Source organism: Escherichia coli DSM 30083 = JCM 1649 = ATCC 11775, from assembly GCF_003697165.2.
Classification (GTDB): domain Bacteria; phylum Pseudomonadota; class Gammaproteobacteria; order Enterobacterales; family Enterobacteriaceae; genus Escherichia; species Escherichia coli.
Map to the genome: position 1 here is coordinate 2,058,325 of NZ_CP033092.2, position 19,891 is coordinate 2,078,215.

A 19,891-nucleotide genomic window follows, 5' to 3' on the forward strand; every position below is an offset into this window, starting at 1 on the left:
TCGTCACTTGAACAAAATTGCACGGACAGGGACTGTTAAAATGCCAAATTTCCTGGCATCATGGCAACCATCTGAACGGAGAGATGCCGGAGCGGCTGAACGGACCGGTCTCGAAAACCGGAGTAGGGGCAACTCTACCGGGGGTTCAAATCCCCCTCTCTCCGCCACTTTATCAATGACTTATCTCCCGACTTCCCGCCTTGCTTTTCCTAAACAGAACAATCGTAGAATATTCTTGAAGGGTTAGATCGTCACTGTTTTCTGTTCGATACTGTGACATTCAGCACTTGATTCGCTATGGGTCTGACAGGAAGGTTTCGAGCGAAAATCTACAGTTATTCAGTCGTTTTCTTATCGGTCACCATTATTCTTTTAGACATTGATCCTATGAAACTGCCGCAAAGTTGCTGGCGGGAACTGAAGTTGCGTAGAGAAGGGGTCAATAATTGAGCCAAAAAAGGAACGCGGCCGTCAGATTAAAGCCGCGGGACAAAGTCCATAATTTCCAAGAGTTGTTGAATTTCCCAGCTTTTTTGAAAGCCTTTGTATCATACTAACAAGTAAAAAAGGTTTAAATACCAAAATTAACCTATATTTCTGGTTAGCTTTACCATGACAGATGACTTGCTCCTGGAGACATTGGCGCAGCCAGTCTGTATTGGTGAGTTGTGTATTTATTGTTCGCCGTTTTCTCAGTTTTTTTCTACAGACATAATAAAAAAGACACGTCTCAAGCATGAGCGTGTCTGAGTTTGTCTTATTTATTTGTCTTGGTAAATTATTGTCGTTACTACCAGGCACTGTTCTGTTAAATAATTGAAGTCAGCGCAAAAAAATCAATGAGACATCATCTCCTCGACCACTTCTTTGCTACTCAACTGATATGGATAATACGTTGGCCAGTTTTCCATTTCATTCAATAAAGACTGTTGGGTATCATTACCCATAAAAATGTGAAAATGAGATGATTTTCGTGGTGCAATTATATGATCGCTAAATTGAATATATTTAGGGGCTTTGCTTTCAGGATCTTTACATTCGAATAAGTAACGAACGCCTTTCTTGCCTGATTTATAGGTGAGTATTTTGTATCCATCGTAATCATATTTACAGGATGTTGTTTCATTATGTCTATGGAATTCAACAATGCCGTCCTCAATGCCAATCATCTCGATATCTGTCACATAACCTTTGCGATAATAATCTTTAATTTCAGCAAATGTTTTGGTTTTATCTGCATCCGCTTTCTTCTGAAAGACGGGGTCAAGTTTGCCACTTTGCAGTAAAGGATAAACGGATTGCCAGACTCCATCCCAGTCACTGAGCGTTCGGTTTTGTACATTGGTATCATCAAAAACACCATTAGCAGCTTTTTGTTCGACCTCTGTTAAGGGTTTGCCGTGTGAGTGATGACCATGCGAAAAGGCAGGAGCGCTAACAATAAAGACGCCTAAAGCAACAGCCAGTTTATGAAGACGAATCGCCAAAACAGTTTCCTCCAGAGTTAATGTACATGATGTGTAATGTTATATTGTAACATATGGCGAAATGCAATAACTCTTAGGAAACGAGAGCATAGTTTTCTCAGGTGTATTTTCCTATCTTATTGAAATAAAATAAATTATTCTGGTGATGAAAGGTTGATGACAAACGAAGCATAACTTGATGCGATCTGTGTGGGCCGGATAGGGCGCTCGCGCCGCATCCGGCCGGGATAACGCGTACTTTGTTGGCAATATGAAGTTATAGAGATAATTTGTTGTGAACCTGCTTGCGTAACTGGTTGAAAAGGGAAAGCAACTTCTTATACCGTAAGGCTAAAAGCAGTACCGCCAGCCCAGCGTAGATGAGTGGCTGCGGTGAAATAATCTTCACTGACCACAAATAATGTATTGGGGCCAGGATCGCGACAAGATAGACGAAGTTATGCAACTGTTGCCAGTGTTTGCCGAGTTTTCGCTGCATCGCCTGGGTTGAAGTGAACGCTAACGCAAGCAAAATTACCCAGCTGATAATACCTAACGTTAAATAAGGCCGGGTAATTAACTCCTTACCTAATAACGCCAGATTATTCACGCCCAGCTCCAGCAATGCGTAACTGGTTAAATGCAGTGTCGCCCAGGCAAAGCACCATAAGCCTAACAGGCGGCGAGTGCGTATCAATAACGGCTGTTTTGCGTAGCGTGCCAGAGGTGTGATTAACAAGGTCGCCAGCAAAAATTTCAGTGCAGTGCGACCGGTAAAATGCTGAATATCTTTCACCGGATCGGCACCCAGTCCACCGTGATTGATCGCCCAGGCCAGCCAGAGAAACGGCAACAATCCGGCAAGATGCAGGCAAACTTTCAGCCATGTCACCTGTTTTGCTGTCAGACGCATTTAGAAATTCTCCCGCAAATCCAGGCCACGATACAGCGATGCCACCTGCTCGGCGTAACCATTAAACAGTAGCGTTGGCTGGCGCTGTACATTGAGGATGCCGCCTGAACCAATAAATCGTTCGGTAGCCTGTGACCAGCGCGGGTGATCAACATGCGGATTAACGTTGGCGTAAAAACCGTATTCGTCAGGCGCTGCCAGATTCCAGGTGGTTGGCGGACGCTCGCGGGTCAGCTTAATACTGACTATCGATTTAATCCCTTTAAAGCCATATTTCCACGGCACAATCAGTCGCACCGGCGCGCCATTTTGCGGTGGTAACGCCTTGCCATAAACACCTACGGTCATCAGTGTGAGCGGATGCATTGCTTCGTCGAGACGCAATCCTTCGACATAAGGATATTTCAGCCCGCCGCCGATAAAGCGGTCCTGCTGGCCTGGCATCTGTTCCGGTGCATAAATTGTTTCGAAAGCGACATACTTCGCATTGCTGGTGGGTTCGGCAAGCGCCAGCAATTTGTGCAGCGGAAAACCAATCCACGGCACCACCATCGACCATGCTTCTACGCAGCGCATACGATAAATACGCTCTTCCAGCGGGAAGCGACGGGTTAAATCATCGTGATCGAGGGTCAATGGTTTTGCCACTTCGCCGCTGATTTTCAGTGTCCATGGATCGGTTTTCAGGCTACCAGCATTAGCGGCGGGATCGGCTTTATCCAACCCGAATTCATAGAAGTTGTTATAACCGGAAACTTTATCTGCTGGCGTCAGTGGCAGGTTATTTTGCCAGGCTGCAGGCTTGCTGAACTCCAGCGCTTTTCCGGCGGGGGCGGGTGGGCGATCGTTCCCTTTAAACCAGCTAAGCAGATCGGCATGCGCAGCGTGAGGCAAAGAAAGTGCAGCCGCGCTGATGCCCAGTGCTTTTAACACCTGCCGACGCTTCATAAAGAATACCGACTCGGCCGTAACATCTGATTCTTTTAAAAATTGATTCTTTTTCATAAGCCATCACACTTTTTTGTCGTTAGCCAACAAGAGCCGTTTACTGTTAATCTGTCAGGGAGTCACCTCCCTAACAGTAGCAGAGATCAGCTTTTACATATTTACGCATTAACTGCCACGATAGGTTGAATACCCATATTGGCTGAGTAACAAAGGCACATGATAATGCTCGTTCACTTTATTAATATGAAATTCAACGGGGATCTCAGGGAAGAAACTTTCAAGATTTTGTTTCTTGAAATAGTCCCCGGTTTTAAATACGACACGGTAATCGCCAGTAGTCGCAGTTTGCTCGGGCCACAGTGCCTTAATTCGTCCATCCTTATCTGTTTTGGCGGTATTAAGTTGTAACCAGCCGTTATCCGCTTTCTTTTCAAGAGTGACTGTCACGTCGGCAGCGGGTTTTCCTGTTTGCTGGTTCAAAATGTGCACGCTAAGAATGTTTTGTTGTGCAGCATAGACCAAAGAAGGTAATGAAAATGCAGCCGTTACTACGGAGAGTACTAAATAACGCTTTAACATGTTTATATCCTTGTCATGTGAATGAGTTTTGAGGATAGCGAAAAAACGTCCAGGGTAACCTTACAGCAGCATTACAATTTTGTAATGAACCAGGCTGTTTCTATAACATATGATTTATGGCATATTATTTTCATGAAGATTCTACTTATTGAAGATAATCAAAGGACCCAGGAATGGGTAACGCAGGGGCTTTCCGAAGCGGGTTATGTCATTGATGCCGTTTCAGATGGCAGAGATGGGCTTTATCTTGCGCTGAAGGATGATTATGCATTGATCATTCTGGATATTATGCTTCCGGGTATGGATGGCTGGCAGATCTTACAAACGTTAAGAACAGCAAAGCAAACCCCTGTTATTTGCCTTACTGCAAGGGATTCTGTCGATGACAGAGTCAGAGGGCTGGACAGTGGGGCAAATGATTATCTGGTAAAACCTTTTTCATTTTCTGAGTTGCTGGCAAGGGTTCGGGCACAATTAAGGCAACATCACGCTCTGAATTCATCATTAGAAATCAGCGGCTTAAGAATGGACTCTGTCAGTCAAAGTGTGAGCAGGGACAATATCAGTATTACACTGACGCGCAAGGAGTTTCAGTTACTTTGGCTACTGGCCTCCAGAGCTGGCGAGATTATCCCCAGAACGGTTATTGCGAGTGAAATTTGGGGAATCAACTTTGATAGTGATACCAATACGGTGGACGTCGCCATTCGCAGGCTCCGCGCAAAAGTTGATGATCCTTTTCCTGAAAAGCTAATCTCCACAATCCGGGGGATGGGCTATTCATTCGTAGCGGTAAAAAAATAATGAAAAGATTATCTATAACCGTCCGTTTAACCTTGCTTTTTATATTGCTGCTGTTTGTTGCTGGCGCTGGAATTGTCTGGACTCTCTATAATGGCCTGGCAAGTGAGTTGAAATGGCGCGATGATACAACACTCATTAACCGGACAGCGCAGATCAAGCAGTTGTTAATTGATGGGGTAAATCCAGATACGTTACCTGTGTACTTTAACCGGATGATGGATGTTAGTCAGGATATCTTGATCATTCATGGTGATGGCATCAATAAAATTGTTAACCGGACAAATGTCAGTAATGGCATGTTAAATAACATACCTGCTAGTGAGACAATCAGCGCAGCTGGCATTTACAGAAGCATTATTAATGACACAGAGATAGATGCTTTACGAATTAATATTGATGAAGTTTCGCCATCATTAACGGTTACTGTGGCTAAATTGGCTTCAGCCAGACATAACATGCTTGAACAGTATAAAATTAATAGCATTATAATTTGCATTGTCGCCATTATACTGTGCTCAGTATTAAGTCCGTTGTTAATCAGAACGGGGTTACGAGAGATCAAAAAGTTGAGTGGTGTAACGGAAGCGCTGAATTATAACGATAGCCGAGAGCCTGTTGAGGTTAGCGCATTACCGAGAGAACTAAAACCTCTTGGGCAGGCGTTGAATAAAATGCACCAAGCTTTAGTCAAAGATTTTGAACGTCTAAGTCAGTTTGCTGACGATCTCGCTCATGAACTTAGAACGCCAATTAATGCATTACTGGGTCAGAATCAGGTTACGCTCAGTCAAACCAGAAGTATCGCTGAATATCAAAAAACAATTGCCGGAAACATTGAAGAGCTGGAAAATATTTCGCGATTAACAGAGAACATACTGTTTCTTGCCAGGGCAGATAAAAATAATGTTTTGGTGAAACTGGACTCGCTTTCTCTCAATAATGAAGTCGAAAATTTGTTGGACTATCTTGAATACCTTTCAGACGAGAAAGAGATTTGCTTTAAGGTCGAGTGCAATCAGCACATCTTTGCGGATAACATTTTACTACAACGAATGTTATCGAATCTTATTGTTAACGCTATTCGATATTCGCCAGAAAAATCGCGTATTCAGATAACCAGTTTTCTTGATACCAACGGTTCTCTTAATATTGATATCGCCAGTCCTGGAACGAAAATTCATGAGCCTGAAAAACTCTTCCGTAGATTTTGGCGGGGAGATAATTCGCGTCATTCCGTAGGTCAGGGACTTGGTCTTTCTTTAGTCAAAGCGATTGCCGAATTACATGGGGGAAGTGCTACGTATCACTATCTCAGTAAGCATAATGTGTTCCGGATTACGTTACCGCAAAGAAATTAACATAGGGCTTCAGTACGCCATAAATTAACCGTGAAAAACGCAGCCACGTCGTGAGTACTAACGCGGCTGCGATTGATTATGCGCTTACATTCAAACGTAACAGGGATTAACCCGCGTAAGCTGCCAGCATTTCCTGTGCCGCCAGTTTACCCAACGCATTCGCTGCGAAAGGACTGTCGCCGGTGAGAACTTTACGGTCCTTATGTACTCGCCCGGTGATGTCGTCATTAATGATGTTCATGCCCATTTTCTTCAGCTCTTCGCCGAAGTACCAGGTGAGATGACCCGGCATATAGCCTATCTCTGGCGTTTGTTTGTCTGCGGCGTCCGGGAATGCACAAATGGAATAACCGTTCAGTGGGTTATCGCCGTGGCGAAGCGCCAGAAAAGCAGCCGGACCATGGCATAGGGAGATAACAAAACGGTCATTTTCAATAGCCCACTGCAGAGCGGCGGCTACGTCTTCACTTTCTGGCAAACCGATGAGTGCACCATGACCACCGGGAACAAAGATCGCTGCATATTCGCTGTCTGCGTTCAGGCTGGCGACAACATCCGCTAATTTCTTCGGATTGCGGAACAACGATTTATGCTGCTCAAAGAATGGCATTACTTTTTCATCTTTGTGCGGCATAGCCCAGTATTCAAACTTGGTCATCAGACCGGAAATGGTCGCCACTTCGAATTCGAAACCTGCAGCATGGAGATGATACAACGGCAGCAACGTTTCAATCGGATGATTGCCCGTTGAGAAGAGTTTGCCGTTATCAGTCGGCAAATAGCGTTCATCAGCGGCGATCACCAGAATTTTATGTTTACCGCGATACGGTTTTGGATAGTCCACGCCATCAAGATCAGAGACGGGACTCGTATATTGGCTAAGCGAATATTCTGAAGGGAAGAATGCATTATCTTCAGCAATATCGACCTGTGGATTTTTACTTTTTTGAACAGTCATAGTGTATTCCTTATTGTTGCTTAGTTAGGGTAGTCACTATATTTGCGACTGAGCTGGCCGCTATTTTTAACCAGGCTGGAAAATTGAGTCAATATATCGAAAGCGGTAGTCGGCGGGCGTAAGTATGTAATGATGATGCTGCACTGGTGTTGAATATTATTCACGCCAAATTTTCCTTATTGAGCAACGCCGTCGCAAGTGGCCTCAATGATTTTAGACCATTATCAGAGGTACGGGGCGGCAGGGAGAGATTTAGTTATGTGGAATATTATGGTGCTGATGAATATTTATATCCCGGATTGGTAGGGAAAAAGCTTTTTTAATGCACTATTTTTGCAAATATTTCTATATGGGAAGCGGTTTTGTTACAGATTAAATTTATAAAGAAATGCATTTGGGTGTTGGCTGGAAGAGACGCTGGTAGATTTTATTGAGCCAGGGGGGGGGGCGGGGTAAGGTGCTGTATCGATATGCTTTGGCAATTGCGTGTGCCGCAGATCGAGATGAAATGCCAATAAAAAAGCCTGAGTTCGATGAGGGACGAACTCAGGCTAGTGTTAAGTTTTACAGTAACACGCCGCGGCGCGTTGGCTGATTAGAACTGGTAGACGATACCAACTGCAAACTGGTCATCAGCTGCTGCGCCAGTAATGGCGGCGTCATCTTTATCCAGCATGTTGAATTTGTATGCAGTATAAACGTTCATGTTCTTATTGAAGTAGTACCAGGTACCAACTTCAATGTAGTTCACACGGTCAGCGTCAACATATCTATGTCCAGGTACACCTTTGATATCTTTACCTTTAGAATACACATAACCTAAGGACGGACGCAGACCAAAGTCGAATTGATACTGAACAACCGCTTCAAAGTTCTGGGTTTCATTGATAAGTTGATCACGCATTATTGTATTGCCTTCTCGATCGGCAACACCTGTATCAATAGAACCCGGAGTCATATTACGAGTTTCACCGTACATTACAACTGCGTAGACATTGTTCGCGTCATACTTTGCAGCCAATGACCACAGTTCAGCATTTGAACCGTTTCCATCGGCAACTTGATCGTTGGTGCGATCAGATTTGCTATATGCACCAACGATACCAAAACCATTGATGTTATAGTCTACAGACAACGCATAGCCGTCACCATTTTGTTTCTTAGTGCTACGGTTGCTGTTTTTGCCTTGGTACTGAATCGCAAAATCAAGACCATCAACCAGGCCAAAGAAATCATAGTTACGGTAGGTTGCAACACCGTTGGTACGACCATTCATGAAGTTGTCAGCGGAAGCCCAGGAATCGCCACCCCATTCAACTAACATATCGGTATAAGCTGCGGCATCATAAGCAACACCGTAGTTACGGCCATAGTCAAATGATCCTAACTCGTTATATTTCAAACCGGCGAAGGTTAAACGGGTTTTTTCCTGGTTTTCACCTTCAGGTTTGCTGGCGTCGAGGTTGTATTCAAACTGACCGAAACCAGTCAGTTCGCTGGTGATTTGGGTTTCACCTTTAACACCGAAACGAGCATAGGAGGTATCTTCGTTTTCGCTGTTATTATCATCAGTATTTGACCAGATGCGTTCGCCAACCATCTTGCCGTAGAAATCAACTTTATTGCCATCTTTATTATAAATTTCAGCCGCATTTGCTGCGCCAGCAACTAATAACGCCGGGACCAGCATTGCCAGAACTTTTCTTTTCATTATGTATTCCCTTGTGATTATAATCTTCATGAATATATCAATAAGTGCCGTTATCCAAAAAAAAGCACATTTGGATACTATTCTATGAAGTTCATTTTATTTTAAAGATTACATGTAACAAATGTATTTAAAAGATTTCAAAATGTTTCTAATCTATTTAATATAATTCATAGTTATGAATTCCGAATATAAATATTCATGAATATTATGTATGTATATCAATATGTTATGAGTTGATTGAAAAGATAGGGAGTGTCAATGATTGTTGCGCTAAACGGCTGGCGTGATCTCGCGCACATTAATGAAGGCATAAAAAAAGCCGGCATCATGCCGGCCCAAAAAATATAAACAAGACGATAAAAGGCTAATAACGGAAGCATCATGACACAGAATAATAAAAAGGTATAATTGTAATCAGTGCTAATATATTGATTAAATGAATTAATAAAGCCGATATCAAAGATAAATAAAATCGCTCAAAACGATTTTTCCTGTATTCACTGCCGTTGCGCAAAATTTATCTATTTGTTCAAAAAATGATTGAGTCTTGACTGGCTCATCCAATGTGGAAAAATGTGATTTTTATCACATAATGGTTCTAAGTCTGAATTTTCCGGGTTATCTCAAAATGGAATACGGTTCGACAAAGATGGAAGAGAGACTCTCTCGCAGCCCTGGCGGCAAATTGGCTTTGTGGGCATTCTATACATGGTGTGGCTATTTCGTCTGGGCAATGGCGCGTTACATCTGGGTGATGAGTCGGATCCCTGATGCCCCGGTGTCGGGATTTGAAAGCGATTTAGGATCTACCGCGGGAAAGTGGTTAGGGGCACTGGTCGGATTTTTATTTATGGCTCTGGTCGGGGCATTGTTAGGCAGCATAGCCTGGTACACCCGACCTCGTCCCGCACGCAGCAGACGCTATGAATAAAAACTGCTAAGGTTGCGACTCTTTGGCAACGGAGCGCGTATGGACTTACAACACTGGCAGGCACAGTTCGAAAACTGGTTAAAAAACCATCACCAGCACCAGGACGCGGCCCATGACGTATGTCATTTTCGCCGCGTCTGGGCTACGGCACAGAAGCTGGCGGCAGATGACGATGTCGATATGCTGGTGATTTTAACCGCCTGTTATTTTCACGATATTGTGAGCCTGGCGAAAGATCATCCACAACGGCAGCGTTCTTCAATCCTGGCGGCAGAAGAGACGCGTCGCCTGCTCCGTGAAGAGTTCGTGCAATTTCCGGCGGAGAAAATCGAGGCCGTTTGTCATGCCATTGCCGCTCACAGTTTCAGCGCGCAAATCGCCCCCTTAACAACGGAAGCTAAAATCGTCCAGGATGCGGATCGGCTGGAAGCCCTGGGGGCGATTGGCCTGGCGCGCGTGTTTGCCGTTTCAGGGGCATTGGGCGTGGCGCTGTTTGATGGTGAAGATCCGTTCGCACAGCATCGTCCGCTTGATGATAAACGCTACGCGCTGGATCATTTCCAGACTAAGTTGCTGAAGCTACCGCAAACCATGCAAACCGCAAGAGGCAAGCAGCTGGCGCAGCACAACGCGCAATTTTTAGTCGAGTTTATGGCGAAGCTCAGTGCCGAACTGGCGGGGGAGAATGAAGGTGTCGATCACAAGGTGATAGATGCGTTTTCACCCGCGGGCTGAGCGCGTGGCCCTAAATGGCTGTAATTATGTTAACCTGTCGGCCATCTCAGATGGCCGGTTAAATCTATGCAGGAAAATATATCAGTAACCGATTCATACAGCACCGGGAATGCCGCACAGGCAATGCTGGAGAAACTGCTGCAAATTTATGATGTTAAAACGCTGGTGGCGCAGCTTAATGGTGTGGGTGAGAATCACTGGAGCGCGGCAATTTTAAAACGTGCGCTGGCGAATGACTCGGTATGGCACCGTTTAAGTGAGAAAGAGTTCGCCCATCTGCAAACGTTGTTACCCAAACCACCGGCACATCATCCGCATTATGCGTTTCGCTTTATCGATCTATTTGCCGGAATTGGCGGCATCCGTCGCGGTTTTGAATCGATTGGCGGACAGTGCGTGTTTACCAGCGAATGGAACAAACATGCGGTACGCACTTATAAAGCCAATCATTATTGCGACCCGGCGACGCATCATTTTAATGAAGATATCCGCGACATCACCCTCAGCCATAAAGAAGGCGTGAGTGATGAGGCGGCGGCGGAACATATTCGTCAACACATTCCTGAACACGATGTATTACTGGCGGGTTTTCCTTGTCAGCCATTTTCGCTGGCTGGCGTATCGAAAAAGAACTCGCTCGGGCGGGCGCACGGTTTTGCCTGCGATACCCAGGGCACGCTGTTCTTTGATGTGGTGCGCATTATCGACGCGCGTCGTCCGGCGATGTTTGTGCTCGAAAACGTCAAAAACCTGAAAAGTCACGACCAGGGTAAAACGTTCCGCATCATCATGCAGACGCTGGACGAACTGGGCTATGACGTGGCTGATGCAGAAGATAACGGGCCGGACGATCCGAAAATCATCGATGGCAAACATTTCCTGCCGCAGCACCGTGAACGCATCGTGCTGGTGGGTTTTCGTCGCGATCTGAATCTGAAAGCCGATTTTACTCTGCGTGATATCAGCGAATGTTTCCCTGCACAGCGAGTGACGCTGGCGCAGCTGCTGGACCCGATGGTTGAGGCGAAATATATCCTGACGCCGGTGCTGTGGAAGTACCTCTATCGATATGCGAAAAAACATCAGGCGCGCGGTAACGGCTTCGGTTATGGAATGGTTTATCCGAACAATCCGCAAAGCGTCACCCGTACGCTGTCTGCTCGTTATTACAAGGATGGCGCGGAAATTTTAATCGACCGCGGCTGGGATATGGCCACGGGTGAGAAAGACTTTGACGATCCGCTGAATCAGCAACATCGTCCACGTCGGTTAACACCTCGTGAATGCGCGCGCTTAATGGGTTTTGAAGCGCCGGGAGAAGCGAAATTCCGCATTCCGGTTTCGGACACTCAGGCCTATCGCCAGTTCGGTAACTCGGTGGTCGTGCCGGTCTTTGCCGCGGTGGCAAAACTGCTTGAGCCAAAAATCAAACAGGCGGTGGCGTTGCGTCAGCAAGAGGCACAACATGGTCGACGTTCACGATAAGGCCACCCGCAGCAAAAATATGCGCGCGATTGCCACGCGTGATACGGCGATTGAGAAGCGCCTCGCCAGTTTGTTAACCGGGCAGGGCCTTGCGTTTCGCGTTCAGGACGCCAGTCTGCCCGGACGCCCGGATTTTGTCGTTGATGAATATCGCTGCGTGATATTTACCCACGGCTGCTTCTGGCATCATCATCACTGCTATCTGTTTAAAGTGCCTGCGACCCGAACCGAGTTCTGGCTGGAGAAGATAGGTAAAAATGTTGAACGCGATCGCCGCGATATCAGTCGCTTGCAGGAGCTCGGCTGGCGCGTACTGATTGTCTGGGAGTGTGCGTTACGTGGGCGCGAGAAGCTGACGGATGCGGCGCTTACCGAGCGTCTGGAAGAGTGGATCTGCGGCGAAGGTGCCAGCGCGCAGATCGACACGCAGGGGATTCATTTACTCGCTTGATGCATCCTGAATAACTGGCGCGACAACGGGTTTGGCCGGGAAGAGATATTTTCCCAACGTGACCAGTACCACCGCGAAAACAATTACGCCGAGCGCCAGCCATTCAATTTTCGACAGCGTTTCGCCACCCAGTCCCGTACCCAGCAAGACCGCGACCACCGGGTTAACGTAGGCGTAGCTGGTGGCGAGAGCCGGACTGACATTACGGATTAAATACATATAAGCGTTAATGGCGATAATCGAACCAAACAGCGCCAGATAGCCGACCGCAAGGAAGCCTGACAGGGAAGGGAGCGCCGTCAGTTTTTCACCCGCAATCATCGATGCGATCATTAACACCACGCCTGCCGCCAGCATCTCAATCGCACCCGCCATCATCCCTACAGGTAAGGTAATGCGCGAGCCATAAACTGAGCCAAACGCCCAGCTAATCGAGCCGATTAAAATCAGAATCGCGCCCCACGGATTGCCGCTTAAATTTCCACCGCTATTGAGCATGATGATTCCGGCAAGCCCAATGGCGATACCCACCCATTCCAGTTTGCGCGTTTTAATGCCAAACAGGCGGCTGAAGCACAGGGTAAAGAGGGGCACGGTTGCAACCACTACGGCGGCGATGCCGGAAGGAACATTTTGATGTTCGGCAACCGTCACCATGCCATTACCGACAGCCAGCAATAACAGGCCAATCAGCGCGGCATTGAGCAGCGGACGTAGCGGGGGAAGTTTGTGTCCGCGCAGTAGCAAAAATGCCAGCAATAAAATACCGGCTGCCAGGAATCGAACGCCCGCCATCATTAACGGAGGCCAGCTTTCCACGCCAATCCGAATGACAAAATAGGTTGAGCCCCAAATGATATACAACGCAAACAGCGCGCCAAAAAGCGGTAACAACTGGCGGAAACGCATAATCCCTCACGGCGGAAATAAAAAGGTGGTTCATAGTAAACGTGAAAATCATTCTGCTGGCGAGAGATATAATTGCACTTGATTGTTAAATAAATGTTGACCTGTGAAGCAAGTATCAGAGCTGCCGTTTTTGCTTCATACTTACACCCTTCAACAATAAAAATGAGAGGGAATGCTTTTGGCCGGGAGTAGTTTACTGACGTTGCTCGATGATATCGCCACACTGCTGGACGATATCTCCGTGATGGGCAAACTGGCGGCGAAGAAAACCGCCGGTGTATTAGGGGATGATTTATCGCTCAATGCGCAACAAGTTTCAGGCGTGCGGGCCAACCGGGAACTTCCCGTGGTCTGGGGCGTGGCGAAAGGATCGCTGATCAATAAAGTGATTCTGGTGCCGCTGGCGTTGATCATCAGTGCGTTTATCCCGTGGGCGATTACGCCACTGTTGATGATTGGTGGCGCGTTTCTCTGCTTTGAAGGGGTAGAGAAAGTGCTGCATATGCTGGAGGCGCGTAAACATAAAGAAGATCCAGCGCAGAGCCAGCAGCGTCTGGAGAAGCTGGCGGCGCAGGATCCGCTGAAGTTTGAAAAGGACAAAATTAAAGGGGCGATTCGTACCGATTTTATTTTGTCTGCGGAAATCGTCGCCATCACGCTGGGGATTGTGGCAGAGGCGCCGTTGCTTAATCAGGTGCTGGTGCTTTCAGGCATCGCGCTGGTAGTGACCGTGGGCGTCTACGGTCTGGTAGGGGTTATCGTTAAGATTGATGACCTGGGTATTGGCTGGCGGAAAAATCCAGCGCGCTGATGCAGGCATTAGGTAAAGGGTTATTGATTATCGCGCCCTGGCTGATGAAAGCATTATCGATTGTCGGCACGCTGGCGATGTTCCTCGTCGGCGGCGGGATTGTGGTACATGGTATTGCGCCGCTGCATCACGCCATTGAACATTTCGCCGGGCAGCAAAGTGCAGTGGTGGCGATGATATTACCGACTGTTTTAAATCTGATTCTTGGATTTATCATCGGCGGCATCGTGGTGCTGGGAGTGAAAGCAGTAGCGAAAATGCGCGGTCAGGCACATTAATACTCGCACTGGCTATTATGCAAAATTTGCCATCTTCAACTAAGGTGAACAAGTTTCACTCGAAAAAAGGAGGCGAGTATGAGCTTTATGGTTAGTGAGGAAGTTACGGTTAAAGAGGGCGGCCCGCGGATGATTGTCACTGGATACTCCAGCGGTATGGTTGAGTGTCGTTGATATGACGGTTACGGGGTCAAGCGGGAAGCTTTTCATGAAACCGATCTTGTTCCGGGGGAGGGGAGTCGTTCTGCGGAAGAAGTTTGAAAGGGTATCATTAACACCAGGCCGGATCACATCCGGCCTGGTGTCCCAATGCCTGCAATGAATGATAGTCGCGTCTTATCATGCCACCATTATAAAATTATCGCTGTTTTGCGGTACGCTATCGCCGGGTTATGCCAGAATCATAAAAAAGCAGGTTGGGAGTCGTCAGGGTGCAGCACGAGACAAAAATGGAAAACCAGAGCTGGTTGAAAAAACTCGCACGCCGCCTGGGGCCTGGTCATATCGTTAATCTCTGCTTTATCGTGGTATTGCTTTTTTCCACCTTGCTCACCTGGCGTGAAGTGGTGGTGCTGGAAGATGCCTATATCTCCAGCCAGCGTAATCATCTGGAAAACGTAGCCAACGCGCTCGATAAGCATTTGCAGTATAACGTCGACAAACTGATCTTTTTGCGTAATGGCATGCGCGAAGCTCTCGTGGCGCCACTGGATTTCACCTCTCTGCGTAATGCCGTAACCGAGTTCGAACAGCATCGCGACGAGCACGCCTGGCAAATCGAACTCAACCGACGGCGCACCCTGCCAGTCAATGGCGTATCGGATGCATTAGTCAGCGAGGGGAATCTCCTGTCTCGCGAAAATGAAAGCCTCGACAATGAAATTACCGCTGCACTGGAAGTTGGTTACTTGCTGCGACTGGCGCACAACTCCTCGTCGATGGTTGAACAGGCGATGTATGTCTCGCGTGCTGGATTTTACGTTTCGACGCAGCCGACCTTGTTTACGCGCAATGTACCAACGCGTTATTACGGCTATGTCACCCAACCCTGGTTTATCGGCCATTCGCAACGAGAAAATCGTCACCGCGCGGTACGCTGGTTCACTTCGCAACCGGAACACGCCAGCAATACTGAACCGCAGGTTACCGTCAGTGTTCCGGTAGACAGTAATAACTACTGGTATGGCGTGCTGGGGATGAGTATTCCCGTGCGTACTATGCAGCAATTTTTAAGAAACGCCATCGATAAAAACCTCGATGGTGAGTATCAGCTCTATGACAGTAAGCTGAGATTTTTGACCTCTTCCAATCCTGACCATCCAACAGGGAATATTTTTGATCCTCGTGAACTGGCCTTGCTGGCGCAGGCAATGGAACATGACACGCGGGGCGGCATTCGTATGAACAGTCGTTATGTTAGCTGGGAACGTCTGGACCATTTCGACGGTGTGCTGGTGCGCGTCCATACGCTAAGCGAAGGCGTGCGTGGTGATTTCGGCAGTATCAGCATTGCATTAACTCTGCTGTGGGCGCTCTTTACCACCATGTTACTCATCTCCTGGTATGTGATTCGCCGGATGGTTAGCAACATGTATGTTTTGCAAAGCTCGTTGCAGTGGCAGGCGTGGCACGACACCTTAACGCGTTTATATAACCGTGGCGCACTGTTCGAAAAAGCCCGTCCGCTCGCTAAATTGTGTCAGACGCACCAACATCCTTTTTCTGTCATTCAGGTCGACCTTGACCATTTTAAAGCGATTAATGACCGCTTTGGTCATCAGGCGGGCGACCGTGTTCTTTCTCATGCTGCCGGATTAATTAGCAGTTCCTTGCGTGCGCAGGACGTTGCCGGGCGGGTCGGTGGTGAGGAGTTTTGTGTGATTCTGCCCGGCGCGAGTCTGACGCAGGCTGCGGAGGTTGCAGAACGTATTCGCCTGAAGCTAAATGAAAAAGAGATGTTGATCGCCAAGAGTACGACGATACGCATTAGTGCCTCGCTGGGGGTAAGCAGCAGCGAGGAAACCGGTGATTATGATTTTGAACAACTCCAGTCACTGGCCGACCGTCGGCTTTATCTCGCTAAACAGGCCGGGCGCAATCGGGTATGCGCGAGCGATAACGCTTAACGGGCGGAGAAAAAATGGTCCAGCCCTTCACGCCAGCCTTCCGGTCCTTCACGCTGCGTTCGCCAGACGCGGGTCGGATCCTCATCATGCAGATGCACCCCTTCACGGTTTAACCCTTTCACAATCACCGCGTAATCCATTACCTCCAGTAAGGGCGCATCGTTTGGCCCATCGCCCAGGCCAAGTGTGGTTGGGCGTTTGCCTGACGATTGTTGATAGGTCGCGATAATCCAGTTGGCAGCCTGATCTTTTCCGGCAGAGGCATCCAGGACGTGCCAGAAGCGCGCACCCTGCATAAACTGCAAGCCCAGTTCGTTCAGACGAGCGGTAAATTGTGCCATACGCTCGTCACTGTCGCGCCAGATTAGCGTTACCGACGCCTCATGTAGCTGCGTCAGCGCCGCCTGGCTACGGCTTAATCCCGTCCATTCGGCGATGGTTGCATCGTCGACATCATCAAAAGTCGTGAATTTAAAATGTTCTTTCTCGCGTAGCGTATTTAAAACCTGGCTGATTTCGCCATGGCTAATACCTGAGATGATGCGTGGAAAACCGTCTATATCCTGCCATTGCTCAGCAAGCTGGATCACTGCGCCATTTTCGGCAATCAGCGGTAAACCTTGTAGCCCCAACGTTTTTTGCAAGTACAGCATTTCGGCTGATGTCTTACTGCTACAGAGAATGACGGGAACATTCGCTTCGCGTAAACGGCTGAGCCAGGGGGCAGCTGGTTGCCAGTCATAACTATGACTGTCCAGCAGGGTGCCATCAAGATCGCTAAAAACCAGTAGTGGTTGTTGAATTGAAAGCATGGTTGCGCAGTACTCCCCTTACCAGGATGATTCTCAAAACAGCACAAATTATCAAAGATGATTTTTTCGGGAGCGATCCCGTTGACGCCAGAGCCACCAAGGGGTGACGCGCGTCACATTTCTATTCATAAGTAGCGTTAATCATTCATATCACGAATATTTTCTTGTCAGCGAAAAAAATTGCGGATAAGGTGATGAACACATCAGATTTCCTGGTGTAACGAATTTTTTAAGTGCTTCTTGCTTAAGCAAGTTTCATCCCGACCCCCTCAGGGTCGGGATTTTTTTATTGTGCATTCAACGATTCACTTCAGAGACGCTGAAGTCATGAATATCCAGTTCGAAGGCATCCGCCAATTCACGCCATGTATGATATTCACGTCCATCGACGCTAACGTGTTCAGAATCGTTCTGGCTGCGATGAACTTCGCTTTCGCTAATTTCATTGATCGCCGCCAGCAGGGCATCGACATCGACGCTGACCTCACGTTTTGCGGTATCGCTGTACTCTTTTGCGGTTTTCATCATCTTTCCTCGCAACCGTTACTCTGTTGTTGCCGCCAGTCGTTAAGTCCGCCTGGCATCTTTTAAGTATAGACCGTCGAGAAAATCAACACTCGCGCGCGCCTGGCGCTGCCAGAAAAACGAAATTGTTCTACACTGGCACAAAGCCACAGGAGGAAAACGATGAAGGTGAATGATCGGGTAACAGTCAAAACGGATGGCGGTCCGCGTCGTCCTGGCGTGGTACTGGCAGTTGAGGAGTTTAGTGAAGGCACAATGTACCTGGTTTCGCTGGAAGACTACCCGCTCGGCATCTGGTTCTTTAATGAAGCAGGGCATCAGGACGGTATCTTTGTGGAGAAAGCAGAGTAATCTAATTCAGCCTGACTGGTGGGAAACCACCAGTCAGAATGTGTTAGCGCATGTTGACAAAAATACCATTAGTCACATTATCCGTCAGTCGGACGACATGGTAGATAACCTGTTTATTATGCGTTTTGATCTTACGTTTAATATTACCTTTATGCGATGAAACGGTCTTGGCTTTGATATTCATTTGGTCAGAGATTTGAATGGTTCCCTGACCTGCCATCCACATTCGCAACATACTCGATTCGGTTCGGCTCAATGATAACGTCGGCATATTTAAAAACGAGGTTATCGTTGTCTCTTTTTTCAGAATATCGCCAAGGATATCGTCGAGAGATTCCGGTTTAATCGATTTAGAACTGATCAATAAATTTTTTCTGACCAATAGATATTCATCAAAATGAACATTGGCAATTGCCATAAAAACGATAAATAACGTATTGGGATGTTGATTAATGATGAGCTTGATACGCTGACTGTTAGAAGCATCGTGGATGAAACAGTCCTCATTAATAAACACCACTGAAGGGCGCTGTGAATCACAAGCTATGGCAAGGTCATCAACGGTTTCAATGTCGTTGATTTCTCTTTTTTTAACCCCTCTACTCAACAGATACCCGGTTAAACCTAGTCGGGTGTAACTACATAAATCCATAATAATCGTTGACATGGCATACCCTCACTCAATGCGTAACGATAATTCCCCTTACCTGAATATTTCATCATGACTAAACGGAACAACATGGGTCACCTAATGCGCCACTCTCGCGATTTTTCAGGCGGACTTACTATCCCGTAAAGTGTTGTATAATTTGCCTGGAATTGTCTTAAAGTAAATGTTGCGATATGTGAGTGAGCTTAAAACAAATATTTCGCCGCAGGAGTATCCTGGAAGATGTTCGTAGGTATTATTTTTCGGATAATCCTTAGGATAACATGATAAACGTTACGGAATTATATTAATGGCAATTCACTAATAATATCAGCCAGCAAATTAAACATCTCACTGAATAAATGTTCGCAAAAAGGCGCAATTAACGGCATTAATGCCGCCATTAAAGAGATACCGACAGTCAGAGTTAATGGAAATCCAATAACAAAAATGGATAATTGCGGGGCCATACGATTAAGTAAGCCTAATGCCAGATTCAGGGTCAGCAGCAGAGTAATGAGCGGTAATGCCAGCATCAGCCCGTTAAGGAAAATCAAACTCCCTGCTTTGGTGAGTGCCAGAAACGCATTGCTGTTCAACGGTTCGCCACCAATTGGCAGGGTGTGAAAGGTATCGACCAGCAGTGAAATCAACCATAAATGACCGTTAAATGTCAGGAACAGCAGTAACGCCAGCATATCCATGATACGCGCTAAAACGGGCATATTGAGATGGCTGGCCGGATCGACAAACGTCGCAAATGACAGCCCCATTTGCAGACCGATAATTTCACCAGCGGTTCGCACAGCGGCAAAGGCAAATTGCATGGTAAAACCAAGCGCAATGCCGATCAGGATCTGCTGCACGGCCAGCCACAGAGCAAAGAACGAAAAAACAGGAACATCGTTGGCAGGTAATGATGGGGCAATAGCGAACGTGATCATCATTGCCAGACCCAGTTTTACCCGTTTCGGCACGCTGCGTTCGCTCAGAATTGGTGCGGTAGAAATGAGCGCCAGCACGCGCAGTAACGGCCAGAAGTACAGGCTTAACCAGGAAAGCCATTGATCGCTTGTTACCTGCATCATTGT

General features: G+C 47.1%; 19 protein-coding genes, 1 tRNA gene and 2 pseudogenes. 11 read left to right on the forward strand and 11 right to left on the reverse strand.

From position 1 onward, the window contains the following. Positions 1-77 precede the first annotated feature (77 nt). A tRNA-Ser gene (locus EAS44_RS10860) sits at positions 78-167 on the forward strand. A 669-nt stretch (positions 168-836) separates the two neighbouring features. Here EAS44_RS10860 and zinT read toward each other — a convergent pair. From zinT to hiuH, 4 genes are all read right to left on the reverse strand, one after another. Beyond that, on the reverse strand, positions 837-1,487 hold the full coding sequence (zinT, locus tag EAS44_RS10865; protein WP_001007783.1) for a metal-binding protein ZinT: 651 nt from the start codon (positions 1,485-1,487) through the stop codon (positions 837-839). A 256-nt stretch (positions 1,488-1,743) separates the two neighbouring features. Next, a complete protein-coding gene (gene msrQ, locus EAS44_RS10870) occupies positions 1,744-2,379 on the reverse strand; it encodes a protein-methionine-sulfoxide reductase heme-binding subunit MsrQ (protein WP_001240073.1) in 636 nt (211 codons plus the stop codon). Continuing rightward, the gene (msrP, locus tag EAS44_RS10875) at positions 2,380-3,384 is read right to left on the reverse strand and encodes a protein-methionine-sulfoxide reductase catalytic subunit MsrP (protein ID WP_000740082.1); all 1,005 of its coding nucleotides are present in this window, start codon (positions 3,382-3,384) and stop codon (positions 2,380-2,382) included. 108 nt (positions 3,385-3,492) lie between these two features. Next, positions 3,493-3,906: a hydroxyisourate hydrolase gene (hiuH, locus tag EAS44_RS10880; RefSeq protein ID WP_000920132.1), complete on the reverse strand. Its 414-nt coding sequence runs from the start codon at positions 3,904-3,906 to the stop codon at positions 3,493-3,495. Between the two features lie 132 nt (positions 3,907-4,038). On the opposite strand from hiuH, the gene hprR reads away from it, so the two are divergent. Beyond that, positions 4,039-4,710, forward strand: coding sequence for a response regulator transcription factor HprR (gene hprR, locus EAS44_RS10885; protein ID WP_001353857.1), 672 nt, complete (start codon positions 4,039-4,041; stop codon positions 4,708-4,710). Then, entirely contained in the window at positions 4,710-6,068 is a 1,359-nt protein-coding gene (gene hprS / locus EAS44_RS10890; RefSeq protein ID WP_025856413.1) for a two-component system sensor histidine kinase HprS, read from the forward strand. Before hprR ends, hprS begins: the two co-directional genes overlap by 1 nt. 106 nt (positions 6,069-6,174) lie before the next feature. Here the strand turns inward: hprS and hchA are convergent, their stop codons facing one another. Beyond that, positions 6,175-7,026 carry a glyoxalase III HchA gene (hchA, locus tag EAS44_RS10895; protein ID WP_000218046.1) on the reverse strand — a complete coding sequence of 284 codons (852 nt, stop codon included), beginning with the start codon at positions 7,024-7,026 and terminating at the stop codon, positions 6,175-6,177. A 595-nt stretch (positions 7,027-7,621) separates the two neighbouring features. Continuing rightward, the gene (locus EAS44_RS10905) at positions 7,622-8,737 is read right to left on the reverse strand and encodes a porin (protein WP_000824356.1); all 1,116 of its coding nucleotides are present in this window, start codon (positions 8,735-8,737) and stop codon (positions 7,622-7,624) included. Between the two features lie 649 nt (positions 8,738-9,386). Between EAS44_RS10905 and drpB the strand changes: the two genes are divergently transcribed. The 4 genes from drpB to vsr all read left to right on the forward strand — a co-directional run bounded on the left by drpB (position 9,387) and on the right by vsr (position 12,339). Beyond that, positions 9,387-9,668 (forward strand): cell division protein DrpB, encoded by a 282-nt coding sequence (gene drpB / locus EAS44_RS10915; protein WP_001297704.1) that lies wholly within the window; start codon positions 9,387-9,389, stop codon positions 9,666-9,668. A gap of 39 nt (positions 9,669-9,707) precedes the next feature. After that, entirely contained in the window at positions 9,708-10,403 is a 696-nt protein-coding gene (gene yedJ, locus EAS44_RS10920) for a phosphohydrolase (RefSeq protein WP_000365553.1), read from the forward strand. Positions 10,404-10,469: 66 nt separating this feature from the next. After that, positions 10,470-11,888 (forward strand): DNA-cytosine methyltransferase, encoded by a 1,419-nt coding sequence (dcm, locus tag EAS44_RS10925; RefSeq protein WP_001157275.1) that lies wholly within the window; start codon positions 10,470-10,472, stop codon positions 11,886-11,888. Continuing rightward, positions 11,869-12,339 carry a VSPR family DNA mismatch endonuclease gene (gene vsr, locus EAS44_RS10930; RefSeq protein ID WP_000228686.1) on the forward strand — a complete coding sequence of 157 codons (471 nt, stop codon included), beginning with the start codon at positions 11,869-11,871 and terminating at the stop codon, positions 12,337-12,339. Before dcm ends, vsr begins: the two co-directional genes overlap by 20 nt. Here the strand turns inward: vsr and yedA are convergent. Next, positions 12,328-13,248 (reverse strand): drug/metabolite exporter YedA, encoded by a 921-nt coding sequence (gene yedA, locus EAS44_RS10935; protein ID WP_001212226.1) that lies wholly within the window; start codon positions 13,246-13,248, stop codon positions 12,328-12,330. The two genes, vsr and yedA, sit on opposite strands and share 12 nt — an antisense overlap. Before the next feature lie 172 nt (positions 13,249-13,420). Between yedA and yedI the strand changes: the two are divergent. The 3 genes and pseudogenes from yedI (at position 13,421) to dgcQ (ending at position 16,463) form a co-directional block, all read left to right on the forward strand. Beyond that, positions 13,421-14,337 (forward strand): annotated as a pseudogene (gene yedI, locus EAS44_RS10940) (DUF808 domain-containing protein). Between the two features lie 78 nt (positions 14,338-14,415). Next, positions 14,416-14,598 (forward strand): annotated as a pseudogene (gene yodC, locus EAS44_RS10945) (YodC family protein). Between the two features lie 170 nt (positions 14,599-14,768). Further along, positions 14,769-16,463, forward strand: coding sequence for a cellulose biosynthesis regulator diguanylate cyclase DgcQ (gene dgcQ / locus EAS44_RS10950; protein ID WP_001514281.1), 1,695 nt, complete (start codon positions 14,769-14,771; stop codon positions 16,461-16,463). Here dgcQ and yedP read toward each other — a convergent pair. Together yedP and yodD are read right to left on the reverse strand one after the other, a co-directional pair. Further along, positions 16,460-17,275 carry a mannosyl-3-phosphoglycerate phosphatase-related protein gene (gene yedP / locus EAS44_RS10955; RefSeq protein WP_000949113.1) on the reverse strand — a complete coding sequence of 272 codons (816 nt, stop codon included), beginning with the start codon at positions 17,273-17,275 and terminating at the stop codon, positions 16,460-16,462. The genes dgcQ and yedP overlap by 4 nt on opposite strands. A gap of 297 nt (positions 17,276-17,572) precedes the next feature. Beyond that, a complete protein-coding gene (gene yodD, locus EAS44_RS10960; protein WP_000844800.1) occupies positions 17,573-17,800 on the reverse strand; it encodes a peroxide/acid resistance protein YodD in 228 nt (75 codons plus the stop codon). Between the two features lie 162 nt (positions 17,801-17,962). Between yodD and dsrB the strand changes: the two genes are divergently transcribed. After that, positions 17,963-18,151: a protein DsrB gene (gene dsrB, locus EAS44_RS10970; RefSeq protein ID WP_000867217.1), complete on the forward strand. Its 189-nt coding sequence runs from the start codon at positions 17,963-17,965 to the stop codon at positions 18,149-18,151. A gap of 43 nt (positions 18,152-18,194) precedes the next feature. Here dsrB and rcsA read toward each other — a convergent pair whose 3' ends face one another. Both rcsA and fliR read right to left on the reverse strand, forming a co-directional pair. Then, positions 18,195-18,818: a transcriptional regulator RcsA gene (rcsA, locus tag EAS44_RS10975; protein ID WP_000104001.1), complete on the reverse strand. Its 624-nt coding sequence runs from the start codon at positions 18,816-18,818 to the stop codon at positions 18,195-18,197. A 284-nt stretch (positions 18,819-19,102) separates the two neighbouring features. Beyond that, positions 19,103-19,888 (reverse strand): flagellar biosynthetic protein FliR, encoded by a 786-nt coding sequence (gene fliR / locus EAS44_RS10980; RefSeq protein ID WP_000983977.1) that lies wholly within the window; start codon positions 19,886-19,888, stop codon positions 19,103-19,105. Between the last annotated feature and the right edge of the window lie 3 nt (positions 19,889-19,891).

What these genes read in the sequence shown, in the direction of transcription:
- msrQ (WP_001240073.1), bottom strand. Translation starts at nt 2,379, where the DNA reads ATGCGTCTGACAGCAAAACAGGTGACATGGCTGAAAGTTTGCCTGCAT.
- msrP (WP_000740082.1), bottom strand. Translation starts at nt 3,384, where the DNA reads ATGAAAAAGAATCAATTTTTAAAAGAATCAGATGTTACGGCCGAGTCG.
- hiuH (WP_000920132.1), bottom strand. Translation starts at nt 3,906, where the DNA reads ATGTTAAAGCGTTATTTAGTACTCTCCGTAGTAACGGCTGCATTTTCA.
- hprR (WP_001353857.1), top strand. Translation starts at nt 4,039, where the DNA reads ATGAAGATTCTACTTATTGAAGATAATCAAAGGACCCAGGAATGGGTA.
- hprS (WP_025856413.1), top strand. Translation starts at nt 4,710, where the DNA reads ATGAAAAGATTATCTATAACCGTCCGTTTAACCTTGCTTTTTATATTG.
- hchA (WP_000218046.1), bottom strand. Translation starts at nt 7,026, where the DNA reads ATGACTGTTCAAAAAAGTAAAAATCCACAGGTCGATATTGCTGAAGAT.
- EAS44_RS10905 (WP_000824356.1), bottom strand. Translation starts at nt 8,737, where the DNA reads ATGAAAAGAAAAGTTCTGGCAATGCTGGTCCCGGCGTTATTAGTTGCT.
- drpB (WP_001297704.1), top strand. Translation starts at nt 9,387, where the DNA reads ATGGAAGAGAGACTCTCTCGCAGCCCTGGCGGCAAATTGGCTTTGTGG.
- yedJ (WP_000365553.1), top strand. Translation starts at nt 9,708, where the DNA reads ATGGACTTACAACACTGGCAGGCACAGTTCGAAAACTGGTTAAAAAAC.
- dcm (WP_001157275.1), top strand. Translation starts at nt 10,470, where the DNA reads ATGCAGGAAAATATATCAGTAACCGATTCATACAGCACCGGGAATGCC.
- vsr (WP_000228686.1), top strand. Translation starts at nt 11,869, where the DNA reads ATGGTCGACGTTCACGATAAGGCCACCCGCAGCAAAAATATGCGCGCG.
- yedA (WP_001212226.1), bottom strand. Translation starts at nt 13,248, where the DNA reads ATGCGTTTCCGCCAGTTGTTACCGCTTTTTGGCGCGCTGTTTGCGTTG.
- yedP (WP_000949113.1), bottom strand. Translation starts at nt 17,275, where the DNA reads ATGCTTTCAATTCAACAACCACTACTGGTTTTTAGCGATCTTGATGGC.
- yodD (WP_000844800.1), bottom strand. Translation starts at nt 17,800, where the DNA reads ATGAAAACCGCAAAAGAGTACAGCGATACCGCAAAACGTGAGGTCAGC.
- dsrB (WP_000867217.1), top strand. Translation starts at nt 17,963, where the DNA reads ATGAAGGTGAATGATCGGGTAACAGTCAAAACGGATGGCGGTCCGCGT.
- rcsA (WP_000104001.1), bottom strand. Translation starts at nt 18,818, where the DNA reads ATGTCAACGATTATTATGGATTTATGTAGTTACACCCGACTAGGTTTA.
- fliR (WP_000983977.1), bottom strand. Translation starts at nt 19,888, where the DNA reads ATGATGCAGGTAACAAGCGATCAATGGCTTTCCTGGTTAAGCCTGTAC.